The sequence below is a fragment of the Nocardia coubleae NBRC 108252 genome, assembly GCF_001612805.1.
In the GTDB taxonomy this organism is placed as follows: Bacteria; Actinomycetota; Actinomycetes; order Mycobacteriales; family Mycobacteriaceae; genus Nocardia; species Nocardia coubleae.
Genome location: NZ_BDBD01000018.1, coordinates 463,902 through 486,586 on the forward strand (window position 1 = coordinate 463,902; position 22,685 = coordinate 486,586).

Below are 22,685 nucleotides of genomic sequence, written 5' to 3' on the forward strand. Positions count from 1 at the left end.
GTCTGCACCCAACTGTCGGCTGGGACCGGCCGTTCACGGTCGGCGGCGAGGAGTCGAGCATGTCGCAGACACCGGAGTTTCCGTTCCTCAACCCTGGTGAGTTGGTCGCAGGCGGAAAACGGGACCGGCTCGGCCCCGGTGAGCTCGGGCCCGAACACCGGCGCACCGCCTGGGAGCGCCTCGGCAAGGACCGATTCGACGTGCTGGTCATCGGCGGCGGCGTGGTCGGCTCCGGGATCGCGCTCGACGCGGCCACCCGTGGCCTGTCGGTCGCCCTCGTGGAGGCGCGTGACCTCGCCTCGGGCACCTCGAGCCGGTCGTCGAAGATGTTCCACGGCGGTCTGCGCTACCTCGAGCAGCTCGAGTTCGGGTTGGTGCGCGAGGCGCTCAAGGAGCGGGAGCTGGCGTTGTCGACGCTGGCGCCGCACCTGGTGAAGCCGCTGCGCTTCCTGTACCCGCTCACCCACCGGCTGTGGGAACGGCCGTACGTTGCCGCCGGCCTGACCCTCTACGACACCATGGGCGGCGCGAAATCCGTTCCGGGACAGCATCATCTGACCCGCCACGGGGCGCTGCGGCTGGCGCCGGGCCTGCGCCGCGACGCGCTGATCGGCGGTGTCACCTACTACGACACCGTCGTCGACGACGCCCGCCACACCATGACCGTCGCCCGCACCGCCGCCCACTACGGTGCCGTCATCCGTACGTCCACCCAGGTGGTCGGACTGTTGCGGGAGGCCGACCGGGTGGTCGGGGCGAAGCTGCGTGACACCGAGGACGGTCGGACCGCCGAGGTGCGCGCGAGTGTGGTCATCAATGCGACGGGCGTGTGGACCGACGAGGTGCAGGGTCTGTCGCATCAGCGCGGCCGATTCCATGTGCGAGCGTCCAAGGGTGTGCACATCGTCGTCCCGCGCGACCGCATCGTCAGCGACGCGGCGATCATCCTGCGGACCGCAACCTCGGTGCTGTTCGTCATTCCGTGGGGCGCGCATTGGATCGTCGGTACCACCGACACCGACTGGAATCTGGACCTCGCGCATCCCGCCGCGACCAAGGCCGATATCGACTACCTGCTCGACCGGGTGAACGAGGTGCTGGTCACGCCGCTCACCCACGCCGATATCGACGGCGTGTACGCGGGCCTGCGGCCGTTGCTGGCGGGGGAGAGCGACGAGACGTCGAAGCTGTCGCGTGAGCATGCCGTGGCCCGGGTGGCGCCCGGCCTGGTGAGTATCGCGGGCGGCAAGTACACCACCTACCGGGTGATGGCGGCCGACGCGATGGACGAAGCGGCGCAGGACATTCCGGCCCGCGTGTCGCCGTCGATCACCGAGAAGGTGGCTCTGCTCGGTGCCGACGGGTACTTCGCGCTGGTGAACCAGACCGTGCAACTGGCCGAGCACTACGGCGTCCACCCGTACCGGATGACCCACCTGCTCGACCGCTACGGCTCGGTCGTCGACGAGGTGCTCGCCATGGCCGAGGGCAAACCCGAACTGCTGCAACCGATTACGGACGCTCCCGCCTACCTGCAGGTGGAAGCGGTGTACGCGGTCGCCGCGGAGGGTGCCCTGCACCTCGACGACATCCTGGCCCGGCGCACCCGCATCTCCATCGAATACCCCGATCGGGGTGCCAACTGTGCCGAACAGGTCGCGCACCTGGTGGCGCCGATTCTCGGCTGGGACGACGACGACATCGAGCGTGAGGTGTCGACCTACCAGGCGCGGGTGCGCGCGGAGATCGATTCGCAGACCCAACCGGACGACAAGTCGGCCGACGCCCTGCGGGTCGCCGCCCCGGAGCCGCGTCCACAACTGCTGGAACCGGTACCGCAGGACCGCTGACCTCAGACCGGGTCGATGCGCGCCTTCAGCAAGCAGAAGTAGTTGTCCTCCGGATCGGCCAGCACATGCCACTGCTCGTCGCCCGTCTGGCCGATATCCGCGGGACGTGCGCCGAGTTCGAGCAGACGCGCGAGTTCGGCATCCTGGTCGCGGTCGGTGGGATTGACGTCGATGTGCAGGCGAGCCTTGCCGGGCGTGGGGTTGTCGGTGGGGCTGAGGATGATCGTCGGCTGCGGGCCGCCGAAGCCTTCGCGTGGCCCGACCTCGATGCTGCCGTCGTCGTCGCGATCGAGCACGACGTAATCGAGTACCGCGCACCAGAACCGGGCGAGCGTCTCGGGCTCGCGGCACTCGAGCACGAGCTCACTGATCCGACATGCCATTGCGAAACCTGCTCTCTACCTGGTGAACTGCCGGGAAGTTAGCGATGGGAACGATTCTGGCGAGCGTATCGGACCACGGTGGTGACGGCGAGCCGTTTTCAGGGAACCGGCTGGCAGCGCGGACAGAAATAGATGCCACGTTCGCGCTGGGTGATGCGGTCGGCGGGGTCGTCCTCCCCGAGGAGCTGGGAGGCGATGGCGGTGCCGCAGCGCGGACACGGGCGACGGGTGCGCCCGTAGACCATCGGCCGCCACGGTGGTTCGTGCGCGGCCTTGCCGAGAACCCGGTGTGACTCGTCGACGAGGGCCGGGAGATCGGCGATCTCGCCGACGGGAGTGGCCGGGTGGACGCGGCGCAGGAAGCAGATCTCGCTGCGGTAGATATTGCCGATGCCCGCCAGGTTGCGCTGGTCGAGCAGGGCGAGGCCGATGGGGCGACGCGGATACCCGGACAGGCGACGCAGTGCCTCGGCGGCGTCCCAGTCGGGCCCGAGCAGATCGGGGCCGAGGTGATCGATGACGGTGTGTTCCTCGGCGCGCGGCAGGACCTGCACTTTGCCGAGCGAGAAGCCGACGGCCTCGACCTCCTCGGTGGCCAGCACGAGTCGCGCGGTGACCCGCGGTTTGGTCCAGCGTTGGCCGCAGTGGAACACCCGCCACTCGCCCTCCATTTTCAGGTGGGTGTGGATGCTCACCCGTTCGGTGCGCACGAACAGGTGCTTGCCGTAGCTGGCGACCTCGTCGACGACCGCGCCGACCAGGTCGACGGTGGCGTAGCGCGGCACCCGGAAGTCGCTGCGGGTCAGGGTCTTTCCGGCCAGTGCGGTGCGTAGCCGTTCGGCGGTGCGGAAAACGGTGTCGCCCTCGGGCATCGGCTATACCTGCCTGCGCAGTCGGAGTCCGCGTGGGGTCATCGAGAAGCCCGCCTCGACTAGGACGTCGACGAAGGTGTGGCCGTGCACGGTTTCACCGTTGATCCTGTCGATCACCAGGCCGTCGACCCGGCGGTCGGTGACCAGCTGTGCCAAGGCGACGGCCGCTGTGCGGCGCAGGCCGATGTCCTCGGTGAAGCTGAGCAGGGTCTTGCCGCCGCGCTCCACATAGAGCACCAGTTCGCCGCCGACCAATACCACCAGCGCCCCCGCTTTGCGGCCCGGCCGGTGACCACTGTCGGCATCGCCCTTGGGCCACGGCAGGGCGGCTCCGTAGGGGTTGGCTGGGTCGCAGGCGGCCAGGGCGACGGCGACGCCTGCCCGGTTGTTGTCGCGGTCGGTGTCGAAGGAACGTAATCGGTCGACGGTGTCGGTGGTGGAGAACTGCGCGCCACCGAGAGTGTCGACGAAATAGCCGCGCCTGCACCGGCCACGGTCCTCGAACTCGGTGAGCACCCGGTACATCAGCGCGAACCCGCCCGGCACACCTTCGTTCTGTACGGAGCCGCGCGTCAGCACGCCGTATCGCTCGATAAGCTGATCGGCCGTGGCGTGGGCACGAACAGTGTTGTCGCGCACCCGTTCCGGGAGTATCGACCACCTGCCTGCCAGGTTCGGTGGGCCGGACCGGGTCGGCATGGACGGGCGGGGGAGGTACGCGCGGGCGCGGGGAGCGCGGCGCGGGGTGCGGTGCGCGGTGGTGCTGCGCGCGGTGCCCGACAGGAGTGCGCGCACCGGGGCGAAGGTATCGCCGGAAACGTAACCGGCCCAGACCAGCTGCCACAGAGCCTCGCCGACCACTTTGTCATCGAGCAGCCCGGTCGCATCGGACAGCTGGCGGAAGAAATACGCGCCGCCGCCGCTGACGTTCGCCGGGATTCGACGGTCTTCCCCGCCTGCGGGTCCGTCGAGATCTATCGCCTCCGCGTAGCCGGCGCCGCCGAGCTGACCGGTTCTCTTCGGGGGACGTGCCTGATCCGGTCCACTCGTATTGGGTGCGTCAGGGAAGTCGGATGTGCTTGTTCGCGAAGTCTCCCCGAGGTTCGAGCGGTCGGCATCGATATCGACAGCGTCGGGCCTTCGCGGCGCCGAACTGTTGTGGTGGGCGTCGTCGGCGGGTTTTGTGGACCCGGAGCTGCGCCGGGTTTGTGGGCGGGGCTCGATGTCGGCGCCGAGAGCGATGAGGAGGTCGAGTTGGACGTCGGTCGGATCGATGTCGTCAGGCGGTGGCAGGGTGACCGGGGCCTGCTCGGCCAGGTGCAGGGCGATCCAGCCGTCGCGGGCGGTGATGGCGCCGTGCCCCGACCAGATCACCTCGCCGGTGGCCATGAGTTCGTCGAGCATGGCGGGGGAGTAGTCACGCACCCGCATCGGCAGGATCAACGACTCCCATGCCGAAGCCGGAACAGGCACGCCCGCAAGCTGTTCCACCACCGTGGCCACGCCGTCGATGCCACGCAACTCGCCCGAACCGACGTGTTGCCAGGCAGGGAGGAAACGAGCGAACGCGGCGGTGGACACCGGCTCGACCTCGTGCCGGGCCGCCGCGAGCGACCGACGCCGCAACCGCCGCAACACCTGCGCGTCACACCACTCACCACCGGCCGCACCGGGCGTGAATTCCCCCTCCACAACACGCTTTTCGGCAAGCAATCGATGCAGCGCGGTGACGGCGACCGCCGTCCCCAAACCGAATCGCTCGGCAACGGCGGCGGTAGTGAACGGCGCGTGCGTGCGCGCATACCGCCCGACCAGATCACCCAGCGGATCCGGCACCGGCTCGATAAACGCGGCAGGCACCCCGATCGGTAACGGCACCCCCAGCGCATCCCGCAACCGAGCCGCGTCCTCCACCGCGACCCACCAGGTCCGCCCGGCGAACGAAACCTCCAGCGCCCGCCGCGAATCCCGCAACTCCACGAACCACGCCGGCGCGTCGGAGTCCGCGAGCAGCCGCGGCCCATCGCCGATCACTGCCGCACTCCCGTCGGCAACTGCATCGCCTTCGGCCGAGGTCTCACTTCGGGTCGACGACCCGAAGTCCGACGAACCACCACCCGCCGACGCGTCGCCACTGACCGACGAGCTGACGTCACCCGAGCCGCCACCGGCATGCCCGTCCAATGGGCTTGTCGCCGACTCCCCTTCGATGGTGCGAGGTGCTCGGTCGTCCGCCGCGGCATAGCGAGCGGCTCTCGGGGTTCCGGGGCGGGGTACGCAGCGTGCGGCGGCTTCGGTAGGGGTCAGAGGGCCGAGGAGGCGGAGAAGGTCGGCCAGGCCTTCCGCGTCGCGGGCGTGGCGTTCGGGAGTGAGGCGTTGGAGTTCGCGTTCGGTGAGGTCGAGGACGGCCGGGTCGAGGAGTTCGCGGAGTTCGACGCGGCCGAGGAGTTCGGCGAGCAGGCTCGAGTCGAGGGCGAGGGCGGCGGCGCGGCGTTCGGCCAATGGGCTGTCGCCGTCGTAGAGGAACTGGCCGATGTAGGAGAACAGCAGGGCGTTGGCGAACGGTGACGGGGTGGCGGTCTCCACCTCGACCAGGCGGATCTCCCGGCGTGCCACCCGGGTGAGCAGGTCGCGCAGGGCGGGCAGGTCGTATACATCGCGCAGGCATTCGCGCACGGTTTCCAGCAGGATCGGGAACTGCGGGAATTTCCTTGCCACGTCGAGCAATTGGGCCGACCGTTGCCGCTGCTGCCACAGTGGGGCCCGCTTACCCGGGTCGCGCCGCGGCAGCAGCAGCGCGCGGGCGGCGCACTCCCGGAACCGGGACGCGAACAGCGCCGAACCACCGACCTGTTCGGTGACGATGTCGTCGATCTCGTCGGGTTCGAACGCGAACAGCTCCGCACCCGGCGGCTGATCCGTGGTGTCGGGCAACCGCACGACAATGCCGTCGTCGGACGCGGTAGGCGCCGCGTCGATACCGAACTGTTCCTGCAGACGCGCCCCCACAGCCAGCGCCCACGGTGCGTGCACCGGCGTGCCGTAGGGCGAGTGCAGCACGAGCCGCCAGTCACCGAGTTCGTCCCGGAACCGCTCGACCACCAGGGTGCGATCGGTAGGCAATTGCCCTGTCGCCGTGCGCTGTTCGTCGAGCAGCCCGACAAGATTGGCCGTCGCGTTCTGATCGAGCCCAGCTGTGCGCACCAATTCCTCGAGCCGCGCCGCAGGTTTACTCAGCTCCGCCCCGGCCCGACTGGCACCGCGTGATCGCGCCCGGCTCGACTCGACTGCGGCTGGTTGGGCTCGGCCCGCCTCGGCCCCGCCGGACAAAGTCCCTCGGGTGGGTACCTCCGCAGTCTCTCGCCGGGATCGTGCGAGCTGCGACCCGCCTTCCAGCGGAACGTCCTGTCCGGCGGTGACCTCCTTCGAATCGAGCTGGTCGCCGGGAGCCGAGACCGCTGTGCCCATGTTTGTCACGATCTGGGTCAGCTCATCGGCGGGAACCTGACCTGCCGTGCGCACGAATTCGCCTAGCGCCGCACCTAATTCGGCGGGACGGCCCAATCCGTCGCCGTGCCAGAACGGCAACCGACCGGGCAGCCCGAACGCAGGTGACACCAGCACCCGGTCGAAGGTGATCTCCTCGATCCGCCAGCTGGTCGCACCGAGCGCGAACACATCACCGACACGGGACTCGTAGACCATCTCCTCGTCGAGTTCCCCTACACGAGAAGCTTTCTCACCGACCATGAACACCGCGAACATCCCGCGATCGGGAATCGCGCCACCCGAGGTGACCGCCAGGCGTTGCGCACCGGGGCGCCCGGTCAGCGTGCCCGCATCGCGATCCCACACCACGCGGGGCCGCAGCTCCGCGAACTCGTCGGACGGATACCGACCGGCGAGCAGATCGAGCACGGACTCATACGCCGAGCGGGGCAGCTGCGCGTAGCTTCCGGTCGACCGGACGACGTCGAACCAGGCGTCGACATCGAGCGGTTCCAGCGCGCAGGCGGCAACGGTCTGCTGGGCGAGGATGTCGAGCGGATGCGCGGGAATCTGGAGCAGTTCGATCTGCCCGGACAGCATGCGTTGGGCGGCGACGGTGCAATGGATGACATCGGTGCGGTGCTTGGGGAACAGCACACCCCGCGAGATCTCGCCCACCTGGTGCCCGGCCCGGCCGACCCGCTGCAACCCGCTCGCCACCGACGGCGGCGCCTCCACCTGTACGACCAGGTCGACCGCACCCATGTCGATGCCCAGCTCGAGACTGCTCGTGGCAACCACGCACCGCAGTCGGCCGGTCTTGAGGTCGTCCTCGATGATCGCCCGCTGCTCCTTGCTCACCGACCCGTGATGGGCACGCGCCAGCAGGTGGTCGGCACCGTGGATCACCTCGGTGGACGGCCCGAGCTGGGCGGGCGGGGCGTGCTCGGTCTCGACCGGTTCGCCGAGCTTGGCGGCGTAGGCCTCGTTGAGCCGGGCGGTCAATCGTTCGGCGAGGCGTCGCGAGTTCGCGAACACGATCGAGGACCGATGCTCGAGCACCAGGTCGACGATGGCCTCGTCGACGTGCGGCCAGATCGAACCCGGCTGATCGGAGTCGCCGCCCGGATCGGTCATGTCCGCCACCGGCACCCGAACCGACAGGTCGAAGGTCTTCGGCGCGGGTGGCCGGACGATGGTGATCGGCGCGTCGCCGACGAGGAATCGTCCGACCTCCTCGGGCGGGCGGACGGTGGCCGACAGCCCGATGCGCTGCGCGGGCCGTTCGGTGAGCTGATCGAGCCGGGCCAGCGACAGCGCCAGGTGCGCGCCGCGTTTGGAGCCGGCGATGGCGTGTACTTCGTCGACGATCACCGTCTCGACCTCGGCGAGTGTTTCGCGGGCCGCGGAGGTGAGCAGCAGGAACAGTGATTCGGGTGTGGTGATGAGAATGTCGGGTGGGGTGCGCTGCATCGCCCGGCGCTGCGCGGGGGTGGTGTCGCCGGATCGCACGCCCACCGAGATCTCCGGCGGGTCGAGCCCCAGCCGCTTCGCCGTCTGGGTGACTCCGACCAGCGGGGCGCGCAGGTTCCGCTCCACGTCCACTGCCAGCGCTTTCAGTGGTGAGACATAGAGCACGGATGTCCCTCGGCGGGTACCGGGCTCGGCGGGCCCACGCTGGGCGAGCTGGTCGATCGCCCACAGGAACGCCGACAGCGTCTTGCCCGAGCCGGTCGGCGCGACGACAAGGGTGTGCTGCCCGTCGGCGATGGCCTGCCACGCGCCGAGCTGGGCCGATGTCGCCTCGGGGAAGGCGCCGTCGAACCACTGCGCGGTAGCGAGGGAAAACCGGTCCATGAGATTCAGTGTGCACCCACCCACCGACAGGTTCCGCGATCCGCGCGCCGCCCGCGACCAGCGTCGATGCCACGGCAGGCGAAGACCCCCCGGTCGGGGCGGGGCGAGGGTGTGGCCCGGAACACGCCCGCCGTACCCTGGTCCATCGTGCAGACGGTGCTGAGAGTCGACCTCGTCGGCCACGGCCTCACCGAGGCGGTACGTAAGGCGCGTTTCCCGGTCGACGAATCCCTGGACAAGGCGGGCCTCGCCGCGCTGGAGACGTGCTCGCCGCTGACCGGAGCGCAGGTGCGGACGGGCCCGGAACGTCGGGTGCGCGAGACCGCCGAGGTGCTCGGGCTGGTGGGCGAGCGGGACGAGCGACTACGTGACCTGGACGCGGGGGCGTGGCGGGGTACCGAGATGAGCAGGCTCCCGCAGGATCAGCTGTTCGCCTGGCTCACCGATCCGGAATTCCGTGGGCACGGTGGTGAGTCGGTGACCGACCTGGTGGAGCGGGTGCGGTTCTGGCTGGCCGAGATAGCGACGGCGGGTGTGGATACCGTCGCGGTGACACATCCCTCGGTGATCCGCGCGGCGCTGCTGGTCGTCCTCGACGCGCCGCCGAAGTCCTTCTGGCGCATCGATGTTCAGCCGGCGAGCGTCACCCGGCTGCATTTCCGCGGCAATTGGACGTTGCGACTGGGATGAACGACGAAAGCCCCGGAGTCGAAACTCCGGGGCTTTCGGGTGGTAGCGGGAACAGGATTTGAACCTGCGACCTCTGGGTTATGAGCCCAGCGAGCTACCGAGCTGCTCCATCCCGCGTTGCATTCACTACTGTACACGCGGGGTGGCCGAAGGCGAAATCGCCGCTGTGATCAGCCGAAATGGATGCCCTGGGCGAGGGGGAGTTCGGTGGAGTAGTTGATCGTGTTGGTCGCCCGGCGCATGTAGGCCTTCCAGGAATCGGACCCGGATTCGCGCCCGCCGCCGGTGTTCTTCTCCCCGCCGAACGCGCCGCCGATCTCCGCGCCGGAGGTGCCGATATTGACATTCGCGATGCCGCAATCGGATCCGGCGATGAACTGTTCGGCCTCGCGCTGGTCGAGGGTGAAGATGGCCGAGGAAAGACCCTGGGTCACACCGTTGTTCAGTGCGATGGCCTCGTCGAGGTCGTCGTAGGTGAGCACGTACAGGATCGGTGCGAAGGTCTCCTCGCGCACCAGTTCGGTCTGTGCGGGCATGCGCACGAGCGCGGGCCGCACGTAGTATGCCTCCGACCCGATCAGCTCCACCCGCTCACCGCCGCAGACGATTTCGCCACCCTCGTCCTTCGCGCGCAGCAGCGCCGCCTGCATGGCGGTGTAGGCGCGTTCGTTGATGAGCGGACCGACGAGCACACCGTCGTCGAGTGGATTGCCAACGGGCAGTTGGCTGTACGCCGACGACAGCCGCTCGACGAGCTGATCGGCGATCGAGCTGTGCACGATCAACCTGCGCAGCGTGGTGCATCGCTGACCCGCCGTGCCCGCCGCCGCGAACACGATCCCGCGCACCGCGAGCTCCAGATCAGCACTCGGCGCCACGATCGCGGCATTGTTGCCACCGAGCTCGAGCAGGCACCGCCCGAACCTGGCCGCCACCCGTGGCGCGACGATGCCACCCATCCGCACCGACCCGGTCGCGCTCAGCAGCGCCACCCGTGGGTCGTCGACGAGCGCCTCGCCGACGGTGGCGTCACCCTGGACCAGCTGGTGCACTTGCGGATCCGCGCCCACCTCGAGCGCGGCCCGGCGCAGCAGCGTGTGACAGGCCAGCGCGGTGAGCGGGGTCGTCTCCGACGGCTTCCACACCACCGTGTCACCACAGACCAGCGCGATGGCGGTGTTCCACGCCCACACCGCGACCGGGAAGTTGAACGCCGAGATCACCCCGACAACCCCGAGCGGATGCCAGGTCTCCATGAGCCGATGCCCTGGTCGCTCGGACGGCATGGTCGCGCCGTAGAGCTGGCGAGACAGGCCGATCGCGAACTCGCAGACGTCGATCATCTCCTGCACCTCGCCGAGGGCTTCGGCGCCGATCTTGCCCGCCTCGAGTGTGACCAGCTCGGCCAGCTCGTCCTGATGGGCGACCAGCAACGCCGACAATCTGCGCACCAGCGCCGCGCGCACCGGGGCGGGGACCGTGCGCCACGATTCGAACGCGTCGGCCGCGCGACCGATCGCGGCATCCACGTCGGCCGTGGTGTCGGGAGTGAGCGGGAGCAGGACACCGCCGGAGATCGGGGTGCGCGCGAGCAGGACGCCCGGCTCGGGCACGTCGGCGCCGAGGCCGTGCAGCAGGGCCCGCGCGCGCAGCGAGAGCTGTTCGGAGAAATGCTCGGTCACGGTGTGCGTCATCACTGTTCACCTTCTGCTGTTGGTACGACTCACGGAAAAGTTCGCTCGGATTTCGGAGGAGAACAGAAAGAAGTCTTCCCCGCGCAACCCCCGGCCTGCGTTAGCCTTCGCTGATGGCGGATACACCGGCTAGACCCCAGCTCGACGATATCGACCGGCTCCTGATCAGGGAGCTGATGAACGACGGGCGCGCCACCCTGTCGAATCTGGCGGAGAAGGCCAGCCTCTCGGTGTCGGCGGTGCAGTCACGGGTGCGCAGGCTCGAGGCGCGCGGCGTGATCCGCGGATACACGGCCAACGTCGACCCCGAAGCGCTCGGGCACCTGCTGTCGGCATTCGTCGCGATCACTCCTCTCGACCCGTCCCAGCCCGATGACGCGCCCGCGTTGCTGCAGCACGTTCCCGGCATCGAGGCGTGCCACTCGGTGGCGGGCGAGGAGAGCTACGTCCTGCTGGTTCGGGTGGCCTCACCCCGGCATCTCGAACAGCTGCTGCAGGAGATCCGGGCCACCGCCAACGTGCGGACGCGCAGCACCATCATCCTGCAGACATTCTACGACAGGTAACGATTCTTCGTAATTAATCCGTCATTCCGTGGATGTTCCGTAAATAGTTGCGTACCCTCGGGTCGTGACCATCGAACTGGAGCGCCCCGGCGCGGCGGTCACCCCCGCCAACCGGGTCCACGAAATCCTGTCCTCGCACATCCTCGCGGACGGCTTCGACCTTGTGCTCGATCTGCACAAGTCCCACGGCCGCACGCTCATCGACGAACGCGACGGCACCGCCTATCTCGACATGTTCGGCTTCTTCGCCTCCAACGCCCTCGGCATGAACCATCCGGCGCTCGCTCGCGACGAGCGCTTCCGCGCCGAACTGGCCACCGCCGCGGTGAACAAGCCGAGCAATTCCGACGTCTACACCGTCGAGATGGCCCGCTTCGTCGACACTTTCGCCCGCGTGCTCGGTGATCCGCGGCTACCGCACCTGTTCTTCGTCGACGGTGGTGCGCTCGCGGTGGAGAACGCGCTCAAGGTGGCCTTCGACTGGAAGAGCAGGCACAACGAATCCCACGGCCGCTCACCGGAACTCGGCACCCAGGTGCTGCACCTGACCGGCGCCTTCCATGGGCGCAGCGGCTACACCATGTCGCTGACGAACACCGATCCGGTCAAGACCGCGCGCTTCCCCAAGTTCGACTGGCCACGCCTGGACACCCCGCACACCTTCGCGGGCGAGGACCTCGACGCGCTCGAAGCCGAAACCCTCGCTCAGGCCGCCCGCGCGTTCGCCGACCGTCCGCACGACATCGCCTGTTTCATCGCCGAACCCATTCAGGGCGAGGGCGGTGACCGGCATCTGCGGCCGCGGTTCCTGGCCGCGATGCAGCGGTTGTGCCACGACAACGACGCCCTGTTCGTCCTCGACGAGGTGCAGACCGGTGTCGGACTCACCGGTACCACCTGGGCCTACCAGCAATTGGATGTCGCTCCGGATGTGGTGGCGTTCGGGAAGAAGACCCAGGTCTGCGGCATCATGGCGGGCGGCCGGGTCGACGAGGTTCCCGACAATGTCTTCCGGGTGAGTTCGCGGCTCAACTCCACGTGGGGTGGCAACCTCACCGACATGGTGCGCGCGCGTCGCATTCTCGAAGTGCTGGAACAGGATCGGGTGATCGACAAGGTCGGCCCCCTCGGCCGGTACCTGCTCGATCAGCTCGGTCAGCTCGCCGCCGCGTACCCGGAAATGGTGAGCGAGGTGCGTGGGCGTGGGCTGATGTGCGCGATCACCCTTGCCACGCCGCAACTGCGGGACCGGGTGGTGACGGCCCTGCGCGAGCGTGAACACGTGCTGCTGCTGGGGACCGGCGAGCGCGGAATCCGGTTCCGTCCGGCACTCACCGTCACCGAAGCGGAACTGGGCAAGGTTGTGGACGCCCTCGACCGGGTACTCGCGACCATCGTGGAATGACGGTAAACCTGTTGAGAGGAACCGGATTCGGTGCCGCCGGGTATTTGACCGAACGGTCAGATATGCCAGACTCGTCTTCCGAGCGAACAACTCGATCGACAACTACCGAACAGGACTCTCGATGAAGAAGCTCGTTGCTGTCAGCGCTGTGATCGCCGGCCTCGCCCTCCCCGTCACGACCGCGAACGCGGTGACCGGACCCGATACCGCCCCCGCCGCGACCCAGGTCGGGTCCTCGACGGGCGACATCTTCTCGGCGGTATGCGAATTCCTCAACGGCGGCTGGGCAGGCCGGCCCAAGCCCTGCGTCTACTGACGGGACCCGACACCGGAGGGGCTCAGCCCAATTCGGGGCTGAGCCGCGGCGTGAGGGCGAGGGCGCCTGCGACGAAACGGGTCACCGATTCGACGCCGGTGGCCAGGGCGTCGGCGAATCCGTCGCGCGCCCAACCGGTGATCAGGGCGGTGCCGTCCGCGTCGGGGGTGACGCCGATCTCGGCGATCATCTCCGCCGTGGTCGGCACGCACACCGCCCACGACAGATGCGATTCGTCCGCCCAGCCGCTGTCGCGGCGGGCGATGTAATCGGGGTCGACGATGCCTGCTTCGGCGAGCGCGGGCCGGTCATCGATGCGGTCGTCGGCGCGCAGGGCACGCAGATACCAGGAGCCTGCGTTGATCTCGATCGGTTCCACGGGCCGAGCCTAGCCGGGGCGTCACCGGTAGTACGGGGTGGCCTGAACCCAGTGGAAGCCGCGCGAGACGACGGGGAACTGGTCGAGGTCGACCTGGTCGAGCCGCATCCGCACCTGGCGGCCGCCTAGCTTGCCCTCGAGGATCAGCTGATTCTCCTGTGGGCGAAGGTAGGTGAAGGACGCGATGGTCCACTGGTGGGTGGTGTCCTTGGACAAGGTGACGGTCTGCTTTCCGGTGTCGACGCGGGCGGGGAAGGACACCAGCGAATCGTCGAGGCGCTGGGCCGTCATGCCCTGTGGGATGTCGAAGATGATGCGGCGGAACCGTTCGGTCGCGTTCGGCAGGCCGGTTGCCGGTGCGTCGAGGTCGACCAGCGCGGGCACCTGCTCGCCGTCGACCGAGTACTCGGTGACATTCCAGATGCCGTAGAGCGGCGACTTCGGCCGGGCATTGCCGTAGGTGTGCCAGCCGTCGTAGGCCTCGACCGCCGTGGCCACGAGGAACCACAGCCCGAGCAGTGCCTGAGCACCGAGCATCAAGCGGTTGCCACGCGGTGAGGTGAGCAGGGTGGTCGGCGGGCTCGCTTCGACAGCACGGCCGAGCAGCGCCCGGACCAGACGTGCGAGATCAGGTGCCGCGAGAAACACTGCGTACAGCAGCAATTGGAGGGCGAACAGCTTCACCGGCACATCGAAGGTGAGGTTCATCAAGACCACTTGCAGCGCGACGATCACCGCGAGCACCGAGCCGAGCCCGGCGGTGAGCGGCAGGATCAGCAGCACCGCCGCCGTCACCTCGGCCGCCCCGAGCGCCATCTCGTACGGTTCCGACAGCGACGACTGCGCCCACAGCACGGCCATCGGGCTCATGTGCCCGAACGGTTCGACCAGCCGCTCCAGATTGAACGACATCTGGGTCGGCATCAGCTTGATCATCCCGTACAGCATCAGCGCGCTCACCAGCGTGAACCGCACCAGCAACCGGAACCAGCCGTACAGGCGGGCATAGTCGGGGCGCCGCCGGTCGAGTACCGACCACACCGCGGTCACCGGAACCGCGACCAGGATCAGGGTGAGGACGCTGATCCACTTGGCGGCTGTGTCGCCACTACCGGTGACCGTGTAGTCGACCCGGACATCGAAGAGCTGGGCGCCCACCCAGTCCGTGAGCGGATGCAGCGCAGTCCATTTGCCGATCTCGGCCACCACCTGCTGCGGTAGTCCGAGAGTGCGCAGCAGCGCGTGCAGCAACCACGCACCGGCCATCCCGATTCCCACGGTGACGAACGTGAACCGGAACAGCACCCGGACGGCCGGATGCCACCCCCGCTCCTGCGGCTCCTCATGACCGGCCGACTCCACCGGCGGTCGAGCCAGCACCTGCGTACCCATCCCGGTCTCCTCTGCTCATGCCCTCGCCGGTGAGACGCTAAGGGAGCGGGCAGAACTGGGAAATCCGGCAAAACCGGTGCCCCGGAGTTCCGGGGGTCGCCTCAGGCCAGGCTCGGTCGGTCACCGAGCAGCGCGTGGACGGCGGCGCGTCCGAGGTCGAGGGCCTGGGTGAGCAGGGTGGTGTCGCGGGCGGCGCTGTCGACCGGCGGGGCGTCGGCAGGGGGATGCACCTGCAGTACCCGGTCGCCGAGTCCGGCCAGATAGGTGTCTTCCACCGCCTGCTGACCGGGTCGCGCCGACCAAGCGCGGAAGGCGCCGGGTGCGACCGCACGCAGATATCCGCCGCCGACCACCCGGTGCACCAGGGGAGCGGGCGGACGTAGCTCCCCGGTTCGTCGCGTGCGCAGGACGAGGGCGTGGGTGGCGCCCGCGCTCACCGCGCTCCGGATCGGCACGGTCTCGGAGAGGCCGCCGTCGAAATAACTGCGGCCTGCCAGCTCCACCGGCGGGCCCGCGAGCAACGGCAATCCCGCCGACGCGCGCAAAGCCGTGAGCAGCGTCGGCTTGTCGACGATGTACGGCGCGAGATCGACCGGCTGCCCGGTGCGGGTATCGGTGGCGATCGGATGGAAGCTGGTCGGATTGGCGAGGATCGCCGGGAAGTCCATCGGCTCGATCCCGTCGTACACCCGGTGCACCAGGTAGTGCAGATCGAAAACCGGTCGCCCGCGCACGATCCGCACCGGGTCGACCACTCGCCGCATGATGGTGCGATCCGTCCACGACCGCATCCCCGACGCGGCCCGCCCGCACAGCAGCCACGCCCCGTTGATCGCCCCCGCCGACGTGCCGTACACGGCATCGAACACCGTCGACAGCCCGAGCTCCTCGAGCGCCTGCACCATGCCGCTGGAATACACGCCCCGGCTGCCGCCGCCCTCGATCACCAGGGCGAGACGATGGCCGTCGTCGCGATGCCCGGCGGCCTGCCTGCCGCGAATCACCTCGGCGACCGGCACCGGATCCGGTGTGGCTGCGGAATCCGGTTCGATGTGCGCACTGCTGGTCACCCGACCCACATTACGACAGGCCACAGACACGGCGCCCGGCCGCGACCGCGATCTTCGCCGCCCGTTCACTCAGGGCAATCGCCCCTGAACGCGAACGGACGCCGGTCTACAAAGACCGGCGTCCGTTCGCGAAAATGTCGTCTTACTTGATCTCGGCCAGGACGGTGCCCTGGGTGATGGCGGCACCCGCCTCGACGGCCAGCCCGGTGACCACACCGGCCTTGTGCGCGTTGACCGGGTTCTCCATCTTCATGGCCTCGAGCACCACGATCAGGTCGCCCGCCTCGACGGTCTGACCCTCTTCGACGGCGACCTTCACCACGGTGCCCTGCATGGGCGCGGTGACCGCGTCACCGGACGCGGCACCGGCACCGCCGCCACCACGCTTGCGCGGCTTGGGCTTCTTGCGGACCACACCGTTACCGGCCGCACCGGCCGCGCCGCCACCGAGGGAGAACTGACCGGGCAGCGACACCTCGACGCGCCGGCCGCCGACCTCGACGACGACCTTCTGCCGGGGCAGTTCCTCGTCGTCGTCGGCCGGGGCACCGCCGCCGGTGTACGGCTCGACGGTGTTGTTCCACTCGTTTTCGATCCACTTGGTGTAGACGTCGAACTTCTCGCCGTCACCGATGAACGCCGGGTCCTCGACGATCGCGCGGTGGAACGGGATGACCGTCGCCAGGCCCTCGACCTCGTACTCGGCCAGCGCGCGACGGGCGCGCTGCAGCGCCTGCTCGCGGTTCTCGCCGGTGACGATCAGCTTGGCCAGCATCGAGTCGAACTGACCGCCGATGACGCTGCCTGCCACCACACCGGAATCCACGCGCACGCCGGGGCCCGAGGGCTCGCGGTACACGTTGACCGGGCCGGGGGCGGGCAGGAAGCCGCGACCGGCGTCCTCACCGTTGATGCGGAACTCGAACGAGTGACCACGCGGTGCGGGGTCCTCGGTGATGCTCAGCTCGTGGCCCTCGGCGATGCGGAACTGCTGGCGCACCAGGTCGATACCCGCGGTCTCCTCGGTGACCGGGTGCTCCACCTGCAGGCGGGTGTTCACCTCGAGGAACGACACGGTCTCACCCTGCACCAGATACTCCACGGTGCCCGCGCCGTAGTAGCCCGCCTCGCGGCAGATGCGCTTGGCGGAGTCGTGGATCTTGGCGCGAACCTCGTCGGACAGGAACGGCGCCGGCGCCTCCTCGACGAGCTTCTGGAAGCGGCGCTGCAGCGAGCAGTCACGGGTACCGGCGACGACGACATTGCCGTGCTGGTCGGCGATGACCTGGGCCTCGACGTGGCGGGCCTTGTCCAGGTACTGCTCGACGAAGCACTCACCACGGCCGAAGGCGGCGACGGCCTCACGGGTGGCCGACTCGAACAGCTCGGGGATCTCCTCGATGGTGTGGGCGACCTTCATGCCGCGGCCACCACCACCGAAGGCCGCCTTGATCGCGACCGGGACGCCGTATTCCTTGGCGAACGCGACGACCTCGTCGGCGTTCTTGACCGGGTCCTTGGTGCCCGCGGCCATCGGGGCCTGCGCGCGCTCGGCGATGTGGCGGGCGGTGACCTTGTCACCCAGGTCGCGGATCGACTGCGGCGAGGGGCCGATCCAGATCAGCCCGGCGTCGATGACGGCCTGGGCGAAGTCGGCGTTCTCGGAGAGGAAGCCGTAGCCGGGGTGGATCGCGTCGGCGCCGGACTTGGCGGCGGCGTCGAGGATCTTGTCGAACACGAGGTACGACTCGGCCGAGGTCTGGCCACCGAGGGCGAACGCCTCGTCGGCGAGCTTCACGAAGGGAGCGTCGGCATCGGGCTCGGCGTACACCGCGACGCTGGTGATCCCCGCGTCCTTGGCAGCCCGGATCACGCGGACCGCGATCTCGCCGCGGTTAGCTACGAGTACCTTCGTGATCCGTGCGCTGGCATGGCTGGGCACTGAGCCTCCTGTGTGCAATCTTTGGTCGCTTCGGACGGGTCACCGTGTGGGCCCCGCGCCCGGTATCGACAACTTTCGTCTCGGGCGAGTGTAGGCAGTGTGCCAATTCGCCCCGAACTCGGCTAGCCCTACTGTTCAGTAGGTCGTAGGTCACACTACGCGGCGCGCCGACCTGTGAACCCGTTTCAATTCCGCTGATCGACGGTGCCCGGTTCGTCGCCCGCGGCGATCGGCAGGCGAACCGAGTTGCCCCATTCGATCCACGAACCGTCGTAATTGCGCACCGACCTGCGGCCGAGCAGGAAGGTCAGGACGAACCAGGTGTGGCTGGAGCGTTCGCCGACCCGGCTGTAGACCACGAGATCCTCGGCGGGCAGGGCGCCGTAGACCTCGTCGAGTTCGGCGCGCGAACGGAATCTTCCATCGGGTGAGCAGGCAAGTGTCCACGGGATGTTAACGGCGGTTGGCACATGGCCCGCCCGTTGCGTTTCCGGTTCCTTGTCGCCGCCGGACTCGCCCGCGTACTCCTGCGGCGAGCGCACGTCCACGAGCGGGCGGCCCAGCCGCGCGAGAACCTCCTCGCGGAACGCGCGGGCGGTCGTGTCGTCACGCTCGACCGCCGGGTAGTCGCTGCGCTCGGGGACAGGCGTCTCGAAGGTGGTGTCGCGTTCCTCGGAGATCCAGGCGTCGCGGCCGCCGTCGAGCAGGCGCACGTCCTCGTGGCCGAACAGGGTGAAGATCCAGGCGGTGTGCGCGGCTTGGGCATTGCCGCGATCGCCATAAATCACCACGGTGTCCTCGCGCCGGATACCCTTGGCGCGCATCAGTTCGGTGAATCGGTGACCATCGATGTAATCGCGGGTCACCGGGTCGCTCAGATCACCACGCCAATCGATCTTGACCGCGCCGGGCACATGTCCGATGTCGTAGAGAAGAATGTCGTCGTTGGATTCGATGACCTTCACACCGGGCACCCCGATGTTTGCGGACAGCCATTCGGTGGTTACCAATCGATGCGGGACTGCGTAGGAACCGTAGGCGGGGTGCGGATCCGGGGCGACGGGCACAGTGTGGTCCTTCACGCGAGAGTTGGGCGGGTGCGGCAGTGTCGAGGCCGTAGCCGATGGTATGTCTGTGGTGGCACATCACGAATCGACGCAATGGGCGAATAAAGCGCAGAGCTGTCCGATAAAGTCTCTGGAGAGGAGGGGTGAGCTATGTCCGATTCATGGCCGCGACGGCGACTGCTCGCGATCCTACGTGGCGCCACCGAGCCCCTCGATGCCCAGGAACTGGCCCGCATCACCGGACAGCACGTCACCACCGTCCGTTTCCACCTCGACGTTCTCACCCGCGAATCGCTCGTGCGCCAGTTCCAGCAACCCCCGCGCGGACGTGGCCGACCTCGCATCGGTTATCGCGCGGTGCAGCGGTCGGTCGGCTATCAGGAACTGGCCCAGGTGCTGGCCGACCACCTCGGACCCGACCCGCTGAGTCGCTCCGCCGCCGCCATCGAGGCGGGCCGCGCGTGGGGCCGTCGCATGGATATCGGCTCCCACCAGGTGGAAACTCTCGCCGACGCCCGTGACATCACCATGTCGCTGATGTCGGAACTCGGCTTCGCGCCGGAGAAGGACCCGGTCGGCGAGACCGACGAGCACGTCGGGATCAATCTCACCGCCTGCCCGCTGCGCGAACTGGCCCGCTCACACGCCGAAGTGGTGTGCGGAGTGCACGTGGGTCTGATGCGCGAAGTGCTGGAACGCAACGGTGCGCGCGGCCGGGTGGAGGTGCGGCTGCACCCGTTCACCGAACCGGAACTGTGCCACGCCCGGCTCGAACTCACCCTCGGGGCGGAAGCCGTCGAGCACGCGGCCGAGGAGCACGGCGAGCGGCCCGCTCGGCCGGCGATCGGTGCGGACCAGGCCGCTCAGCGCACGATCACGCCGTCAGGACCGCGCGTCCCGCCACAGTTGCGTGACACCGACGCCGACGTCTTCGAGCAGCCTGCGCAGCAGTGGTAGCCCGATCCCGATGACACTCGACGGATCGCCCTCGATCCGGTCGACGAACCAGCCGCCGAGACCGTCGAGCGTGAACGCGCCCGCCACCTGAAGCGGCTCGCCGGTGGCGATGTAGGCCTCGAGTTCGTCCGGGCCGGGTTTGGCGAAATGCACGGTGGTGGAACTGCATTCGGCCGATTCGGCGACGACCTCGCCGTCGCGCAGGCGGAGCACGCAGTGACCGGTGAGCAGATCGGCGCTGCGCCCGGCCATGCTCGCCCAGCGCTCGCGCGCCACCTCGGGGGTGTGCGGTTTGCCTTGCAGCCGCCCGTCGACGAGCAGCATGGAATCGCAGCCGACGACGACACAGTCGGCGGCGAGTTCGGGAATGGAGCCCGCCACGTCGAGCGCCTTGGCACGGGCCAGGGCGACAACGACATCGTCGGCGGGCGTATCAGCGGGAAGCGCGGCCGAGACCGCGTCCTCGTCCACGCCGGAGACGCGGACGACGGGATCGATACCCGCCGTCCGGAGCACCCCGAGCCGGGCGGGGGACGCGGAGGCCAAGACCAGCCGGGTCACCCTCAGCGCAGGTGCGACAGCAGCGGGTACACGTACGGCGAGAACGGGGACGAACCCCGGTGCATCAGCGTCGCCTGACCCCAGCCGTCGACCGGCTGCGGAGCGGTCGGCGCCGGCGCACTCGCGGCGGCGGCACTGAACACCGCGACCAGCGCGGCGACGTCCTCGTCGGTGGGCGAGCCCTTGAGAATGCGCAACAGCGGCTCACCGGCGGGTTCCGCCGGGGCCTCGGTCAGCGTGTCGGTAGACAGTTCGACCTCGTCGACGAGTGGTTCGACAGCGAGCTCGAGCTCGGCGGCGGTCAGCACGTCTTCTTCTGCCACAGTGGTCACAGTGCCAGATCCTTCCTGCGCGTACTTCGGTTCACGGCGCGGTGTCCGCGATCATTCCCGGTGCAACAGCGCCGGGCAATAGTTGATTTCCCCAACAAGTGTGCGCGGCACACGAGGAATATCGCGTTTTCAGAGCGGAATGTTGCCGTGTTTCTTGGGGGGAAGGGTCACCATTTTGCGTTCGAGCAGTCGCAGCGCCGACACGATCTGGCCTCGCGTGTGCGACGGCGGGATGACCGCGTCGACGTAGCCACGCTCGGCGGCCACGTACGGGTTCACGAGGGTGTCCTCGTACTCGTTCTGCAGCTCGAGGCGCAAAGCGTCGACGTCGGCGCCGTTCTGGGCGGCCTCTGCCAGCTGTTTGCGGTAGACGAAACCGACGGCGCCCGAGGCGCCCATCACGGCGATCTGCGCGGTCGGCCACGCGAGGTTCACATCGGCACCCATGTGCTTGGAACCCATCACGTCGTAGGCACCGCCGTAAGCCTTGCGGGTGATGATCGTGATCTTGCCCACAGTGGCCTCGCCGTAGGCATAGAGCAGCTTGGCGCCGCGGCGGATGATGCCGTTGTATTCCTGGCCGGTGCCGGGCAGGAAGCCGGGCACGTCGACCAGGGTGATGATCGGGATGTTGAAGGCGTCGCAGGTGCGGACGAAGCGCGCGGCCTTCTCCGAGGCGTCGATGTCGAGGCAGCCGGCGAACTGGGTGGGCTGGTTGGCGACGATGCCGACGCTGCGCCCGTCGACCCGGCCGAAGCCGACGATGATGTTCATCGCGCGCTCGGCCTGCACCTCGAGGAACTCGTCGTCGTCGAGCAGACGACGGATGACCTCGTGCATGTCGTAGGGCTGGTTCGGCGAATCCGGGATGATCGTGTCGAGCTCGAGGTCTTCCTCGGTGAGCGAGTCCTCGATGGCGCCGAAGATCGGGTCGGTCGGCTCGGTGCGCGGTGCCTCGGCGCGGTTGTTGCTCGGCAGGTAGCTCAGCAGGTCCTTGACGTAGTCCAGCGCGTCCTGCTCGCCGGAGGCCACGTAGTGGGCGACGCCGGACTTCACCATGTGGGTGTGCGCGCCGCCGAGGTCTTCCATGCTGACCTCTTCACCGGTGACGGTCTTGATCACGTCGGGACCGGTGACGAACATCTGCGAGGTCTGATCGACCATCACCACGAAGTCGGTGAGCGCGGGGGAATACACGTGCCCACCGGCGGCGGCACCCATGATCAGCGAGATCTGCGGGATCACGCCGGAGGCCTGCACGTTGCGGTGGAAGATCTCGCCGTAGAGGCCGAGGGAGACGACGCCCTCCTGGATGCGCGCGCCCGCGCCCTCGTTGATGCCGACCAGCGGACGGCCGGTCTTGATGGCCAGGTCCATCACCTTGACGATCTTCTCGCCGTAGACCTCGCCGAGGGAGCCACCGAAGACGGTGACGTCCTGGGAGAACAGGCACACGTCGCGGCCGTCGATGGTGCCGTAACCGGTGACCACGCCGTCGCCGGTGGGACGGTTGTTCTCCAGCCCGAAGTTCACGCTGCGGTGCTTGGCCAGGGCGTCGAGCTCGACGAAGGAGCCCTCGTCGACCAGTGCGAGGATGCGCTCGCGGGCGGTCATCTTGCCCTTGGCGTGCACCTTGTCGACGGCGGCCTCACCCATCGGGTGTTGCGCTTCTTCCAGCCGATTCCGCAGATCAGCCAGCTTCCCGGCGGTGGTGTGGATGTCGGGGGCGCCCGCCGATTCCGACGCGGGCTGCTGCTGGACACTCGTCATGGGTTGCGAGTGTAACGAGTGATACCGCCCCGCACTACGGCAGTGCGCCTACCGGCCAGTACAGAAACCGCAGCTAGGTGTGGTGATGCCCCA

17 protein-coding genes, 1 tRNA gene and 3 pseudogenes are annotated in these 22,685 nt (G+C 68.5%); 6 read left to right on the forward strand and 15 right to left on the reverse strand.

Annotated features, from left to right (window positions below):
• Nucleotides 1–59 precede the first annotated feature (59 nt).
• The gene (glpD, locus tag NCO8_RS19225) at nucleotides 60–1,850 is read left to right on the forward strand and encodes a glycerol-3-phosphate dehydrogenase (RefSeq protein WP_245655420.1); all 1,791 of its coding nucleotides are present in this window, start codon (nucleotides 60–62) and stop codon (nucleotides 1,848–1,850) included.
• 2 nt (nucleotides 1,851–1,852) lie between these two features.
• Here the strand turns inward: glpD and NCO8_RS19230 are convergent, their stop codons facing one another.
• The 5 genes and pseudogenes from NCO8_RS19230 to NCO8_RS33035 all read right to left on the reverse strand — a co-directional run.
• Complete coding sequence (locus tag NCO8_RS19230) at nucleotides 1,853–2,233, reverse strand: VOC family protein (RefSeq protein ID WP_067641409.1); 381 nt, start codon at nucleotides 2,231–2,233, stop codon at nucleotides 1,853–1,855.
• Between the two features lie 98 nt (nucleotides 2,234–2,331).
• Nucleotides 2,332–3,105 (reverse strand): Fpg/Nei family DNA glycosylase, encoded by a 774-nt coding sequence (locus NCO8_RS19235; RefSeq protein ID WP_067641411.1) that lies wholly within the window; start codon nucleotides 3,103–3,105, stop codon nucleotides 2,332–2,334.
• A 3-nt stretch (nucleotides 3,106–3,108) separates the two neighbouring features.
• Nucleotides 3,109–4,032, reverse strand: a pseudogene (locus NCO8_RS33025) (Lhr family helicase); the annotation flags it as partial.
• A 342-nt stretch (nucleotides 4,033–4,374) separates the two neighbouring features.
• Nucleotides 4,375–6,318 (reverse strand): annotated as a pseudogene (locus NCO8_RS33030) (Lhr family ATP-dependent helicase); the annotation flags it as partial.
• A gap of 300 nt (nucleotides 6,319–6,618) precedes the next feature.
• A pseudogene (locus tag NCO8_RS33035) lies at nucleotides 6,619–8,451 on the reverse strand (DEAD/DEAH box helicase); the annotation flags it as partial.
• Between the two features lie 147 nt (nucleotides 8,452–8,598).
• Here NCO8_RS33035 and NCO8_RS19250 point away from each other — a divergent pair.
• Nucleotides 8,599–9,141, forward strand: coding sequence for a histidine phosphatase family protein (locus tag NCO8_RS19250; protein WP_067641631.1), 543 nt, complete (start codon nucleotides 8,599–8,601; stop codon nucleotides 9,139–9,141).
• A 40-nt stretch (nucleotides 9,142–9,181) separates the two neighbouring features.
• Here NCO8_RS19250 and NCO8_RS19255 read toward each other — a convergent pair.
• Both NCO8_RS19255 and amaB read right to left on the reverse strand, forming a co-directional pair.
• Nucleotides 9,182–9,258: transfer RNA gene (locus tag NCO8_RS19255), tRNA-Met, on the reverse strand.
• Between the two features lie 53 nt (nucleotides 9,259–9,311).
• Complete coding sequence (gene amaB / locus NCO8_RS19260; protein ID WP_084457291.1) at nucleotides 9,312–10,835, reverse strand: L-piperidine-6-carboxylate dehydrogenase; 1,524 nt, start codon at nucleotides 10,833–10,835, stop codon at nucleotides 9,312–9,314.
• A 113-nt stretch (nucleotides 10,836–10,948) separates the two neighbouring features.
• On the opposite strand from amaB, the gene NCO8_RS19265 reads away from it, so the two are divergent.
• The 3 genes from NCO8_RS19265 (at nucleotide 10,949) to NCO8_RS19275 (ending at nucleotide 13,122) form a co-directional block, all read left to right on the forward strand.
• The gene (locus tag NCO8_RS19265) at nucleotides 10,949–11,401 is read left to right on the forward strand and encodes an Lrp/AsnC family transcriptional regulator (protein ID WP_067490712.1); all 453 of its coding nucleotides are present in this window, start codon (nucleotides 10,949–10,951) and stop codon (nucleotides 11,399–11,401) included.
• Nucleotides 11,402–11,465: 64 nt separating this feature from the next.
• A complete protein-coding gene (gene lat / locus NCO8_RS19270) occupies nucleotides 11,466–12,806 on the forward strand; it encodes an L-lysine 6-transaminase (RefSeq protein ID WP_067641413.1) in 1,341 nt (446 codons plus the stop codon).
• 121 nt (nucleotides 12,807–12,927) lie between these two features.
• Nucleotides 12,928–13,122, forward strand: coding sequence for a hypothetical protein (locus NCO8_RS19275; protein ID WP_067641415.1), 195 nt, complete (start codon nucleotides 12,928–12,930; stop codon nucleotides 13,120–13,122).
• 22 nt (nucleotides 13,123–13,144) lie between these two features.
• On the opposite strand, the gene NCO8_RS19280 is transcribed toward NCO8_RS19275, so the two are convergent.
• The 5 genes from NCO8_RS19280 to NCO8_RS19300 form a co-directional block, all read right to left on the reverse strand.
• Nucleotides 13,145–13,501: a hypothetical protein gene (locus NCO8_RS19280; protein WP_067641417.1), complete on the reverse strand. Its 357-nt coding sequence runs from the start codon at nucleotides 13,499–13,501 to the stop codon at nucleotides 13,145–13,147.
• 21 nt (nucleotides 13,502–13,522) lie between these two features.
• On the reverse strand, nucleotides 13,523–14,893 hold the full coding sequence (locus NCO8_RS19285; protein WP_067641419.1) for a hypothetical protein: 1,371 nt from the start codon (nucleotides 14,891–14,893) through the stop codon (nucleotides 13,523–13,525).
• A 101-nt stretch (nucleotides 14,894–14,994) separates the two neighbouring features.
• A complete protein-coding gene (locus tag NCO8_RS19290) occupies nucleotides 14,995–15,963 on the reverse strand; it encodes a patatin-like phospholipase family protein (protein ID WP_084457292.1) in 969 nt (322 codons plus the stop codon).
• 142 nt (nucleotides 15,964–16,105) lie between these two features.
• Nucleotides 16,106–17,905: an acetyl/propionyl/methylcrotonyl-CoA carboxylase subunit alpha gene (locus tag NCO8_RS19295; protein ID WP_067490697.1), complete on the reverse strand. Its 1,800-nt coding sequence runs from the start codon at nucleotides 17,903–17,905 to the stop codon at nucleotides 16,106–16,108.
• 185 nt (nucleotides 17,906–18,090) lie between these two features.
• Nucleotides 18,091–18,972 (reverse strand): sulfurtransferase, encoded by an 882-nt coding sequence (locus NCO8_RS19300; RefSeq protein WP_067641637.1) that lies wholly within the window; start codon nucleotides 18,970–18,972, stop codon nucleotides 18,091–18,093.
• Between the two features lie 150 nt (nucleotides 18,973–19,122).
• Here NCO8_RS19300 and NCO8_RS19305 point away from each other — a divergent pair, with 150 nt between their 5' ends.
• Nucleotides 19,123–19,929, forward strand: coding sequence for a helix-turn-helix transcriptional regulator (locus NCO8_RS19305; RefSeq protein WP_067641421.1), 807 nt, complete (start codon nucleotides 19,123–19,125; stop codon nucleotides 19,927–19,929).
• On the opposite strand, the gene NCO8_RS19310 is transcribed toward NCO8_RS19305, so the two are convergent.
• The 3 genes from NCO8_RS19310 to NCO8_RS19320 form a co-directional block, all read right to left on the reverse strand.
• Nucleotides 19,855–20,490: a Maf family protein gene (locus NCO8_RS19310; RefSeq protein WP_067641423.1), complete on the reverse strand. Its 636-nt coding sequence runs from the start codon at nucleotides 20,488–20,490 to the stop codon at nucleotides 19,855–19,857. The two genes, NCO8_RS19305 and NCO8_RS19310, sit on opposite strands and share 75 nt — an antisense overlap.
• A gap of 2 nt (nucleotides 20,491–20,492) precedes the next feature.
• Complete coding sequence (locus NCO8_RS19315) at nucleotides 20,493–20,822, reverse strand: acyl-CoA carboxylase epsilon subunit (RefSeq protein WP_067641425.1); 330 nt, start codon at nucleotides 20,820–20,822, stop codon at nucleotides 20,493–20,495.
• A 129-nt stretch (nucleotides 20,823–20,951) separates the two neighbouring features.
• Entirely contained in the window at nucleotides 20,952–22,592 is a 1,641-nt protein-coding gene (locus tag NCO8_RS19320; RefSeq protein WP_067641427.1) for an acyl-CoA carboxylase subunit beta, read from the reverse strand.
• Nucleotides 22,593–22,685 lie beyond the last annotated feature (93 nt).

Bases quoted from the DNA above. Each gene is read 5' to 3' on its own strand.
- NCO8_RS19230 (WP_067641409.1), bottom strand. From the start codon at position 2,233: ATGGCATGTCGGATCAGTGAGCTCGTGCTCGAGTGCCGCGAGCCCGAG.
- NCO8_RS19320 (WP_067641427.1), bottom strand. From the start codon at position 22,592: ATGACGAGTGTCCAGCAGCAGCCCGCGTCGGAATCGGCGGGCGCCCCC.
- amaB (WP_084457291.1), bottom strand. From the start codon at position 10,835: ATGACGCACACCGTGACCGAGCATTTCTCCGAACAGCTCTCGCTGCGC.
- NCO8_RS19305 (WP_067641421.1), top strand. From the start codon at position 19,123: ATGTCCGATTCATGGCCGCGACGGCGACTGCTCGCGATCCTACGTGGC.
- NCO8_RS19235 (WP_067641411.1), bottom strand. From the start codon at position 3,105: ATGCCCGAGGGCGACACCGTTTTCCGCACCGCCGAACGGCTACGCACC.
- NCO8_RS19265 (WP_067490712.1), top strand. From the start codon at position 10,949: ATGGCGGATACACCGGCTAGACCCCAGCTCGACGATATCGACCGGCTC.
- glpD (WP_245655420.1), top strand. From the start codon at position 60: ATGTCGCAGACACCGGAGTTTCCGTTCCTCAACCCTGGTGAGTTGGTC.
- NCO8_RS19285 (WP_067641419.1), bottom strand. From the start codon at position 14,893: ATGGGTACGCAGGTGCTGGCTCGACCGCCGGTGGAGTCGGCCGGTCAT.
- NCO8_RS19275 (WP_067641415.1), top strand. From the start codon at position 12,928: ATGAAGAAGCTCGTTGCTGTCAGCGCTGTGATCGCCGGCCTCGCCCTC.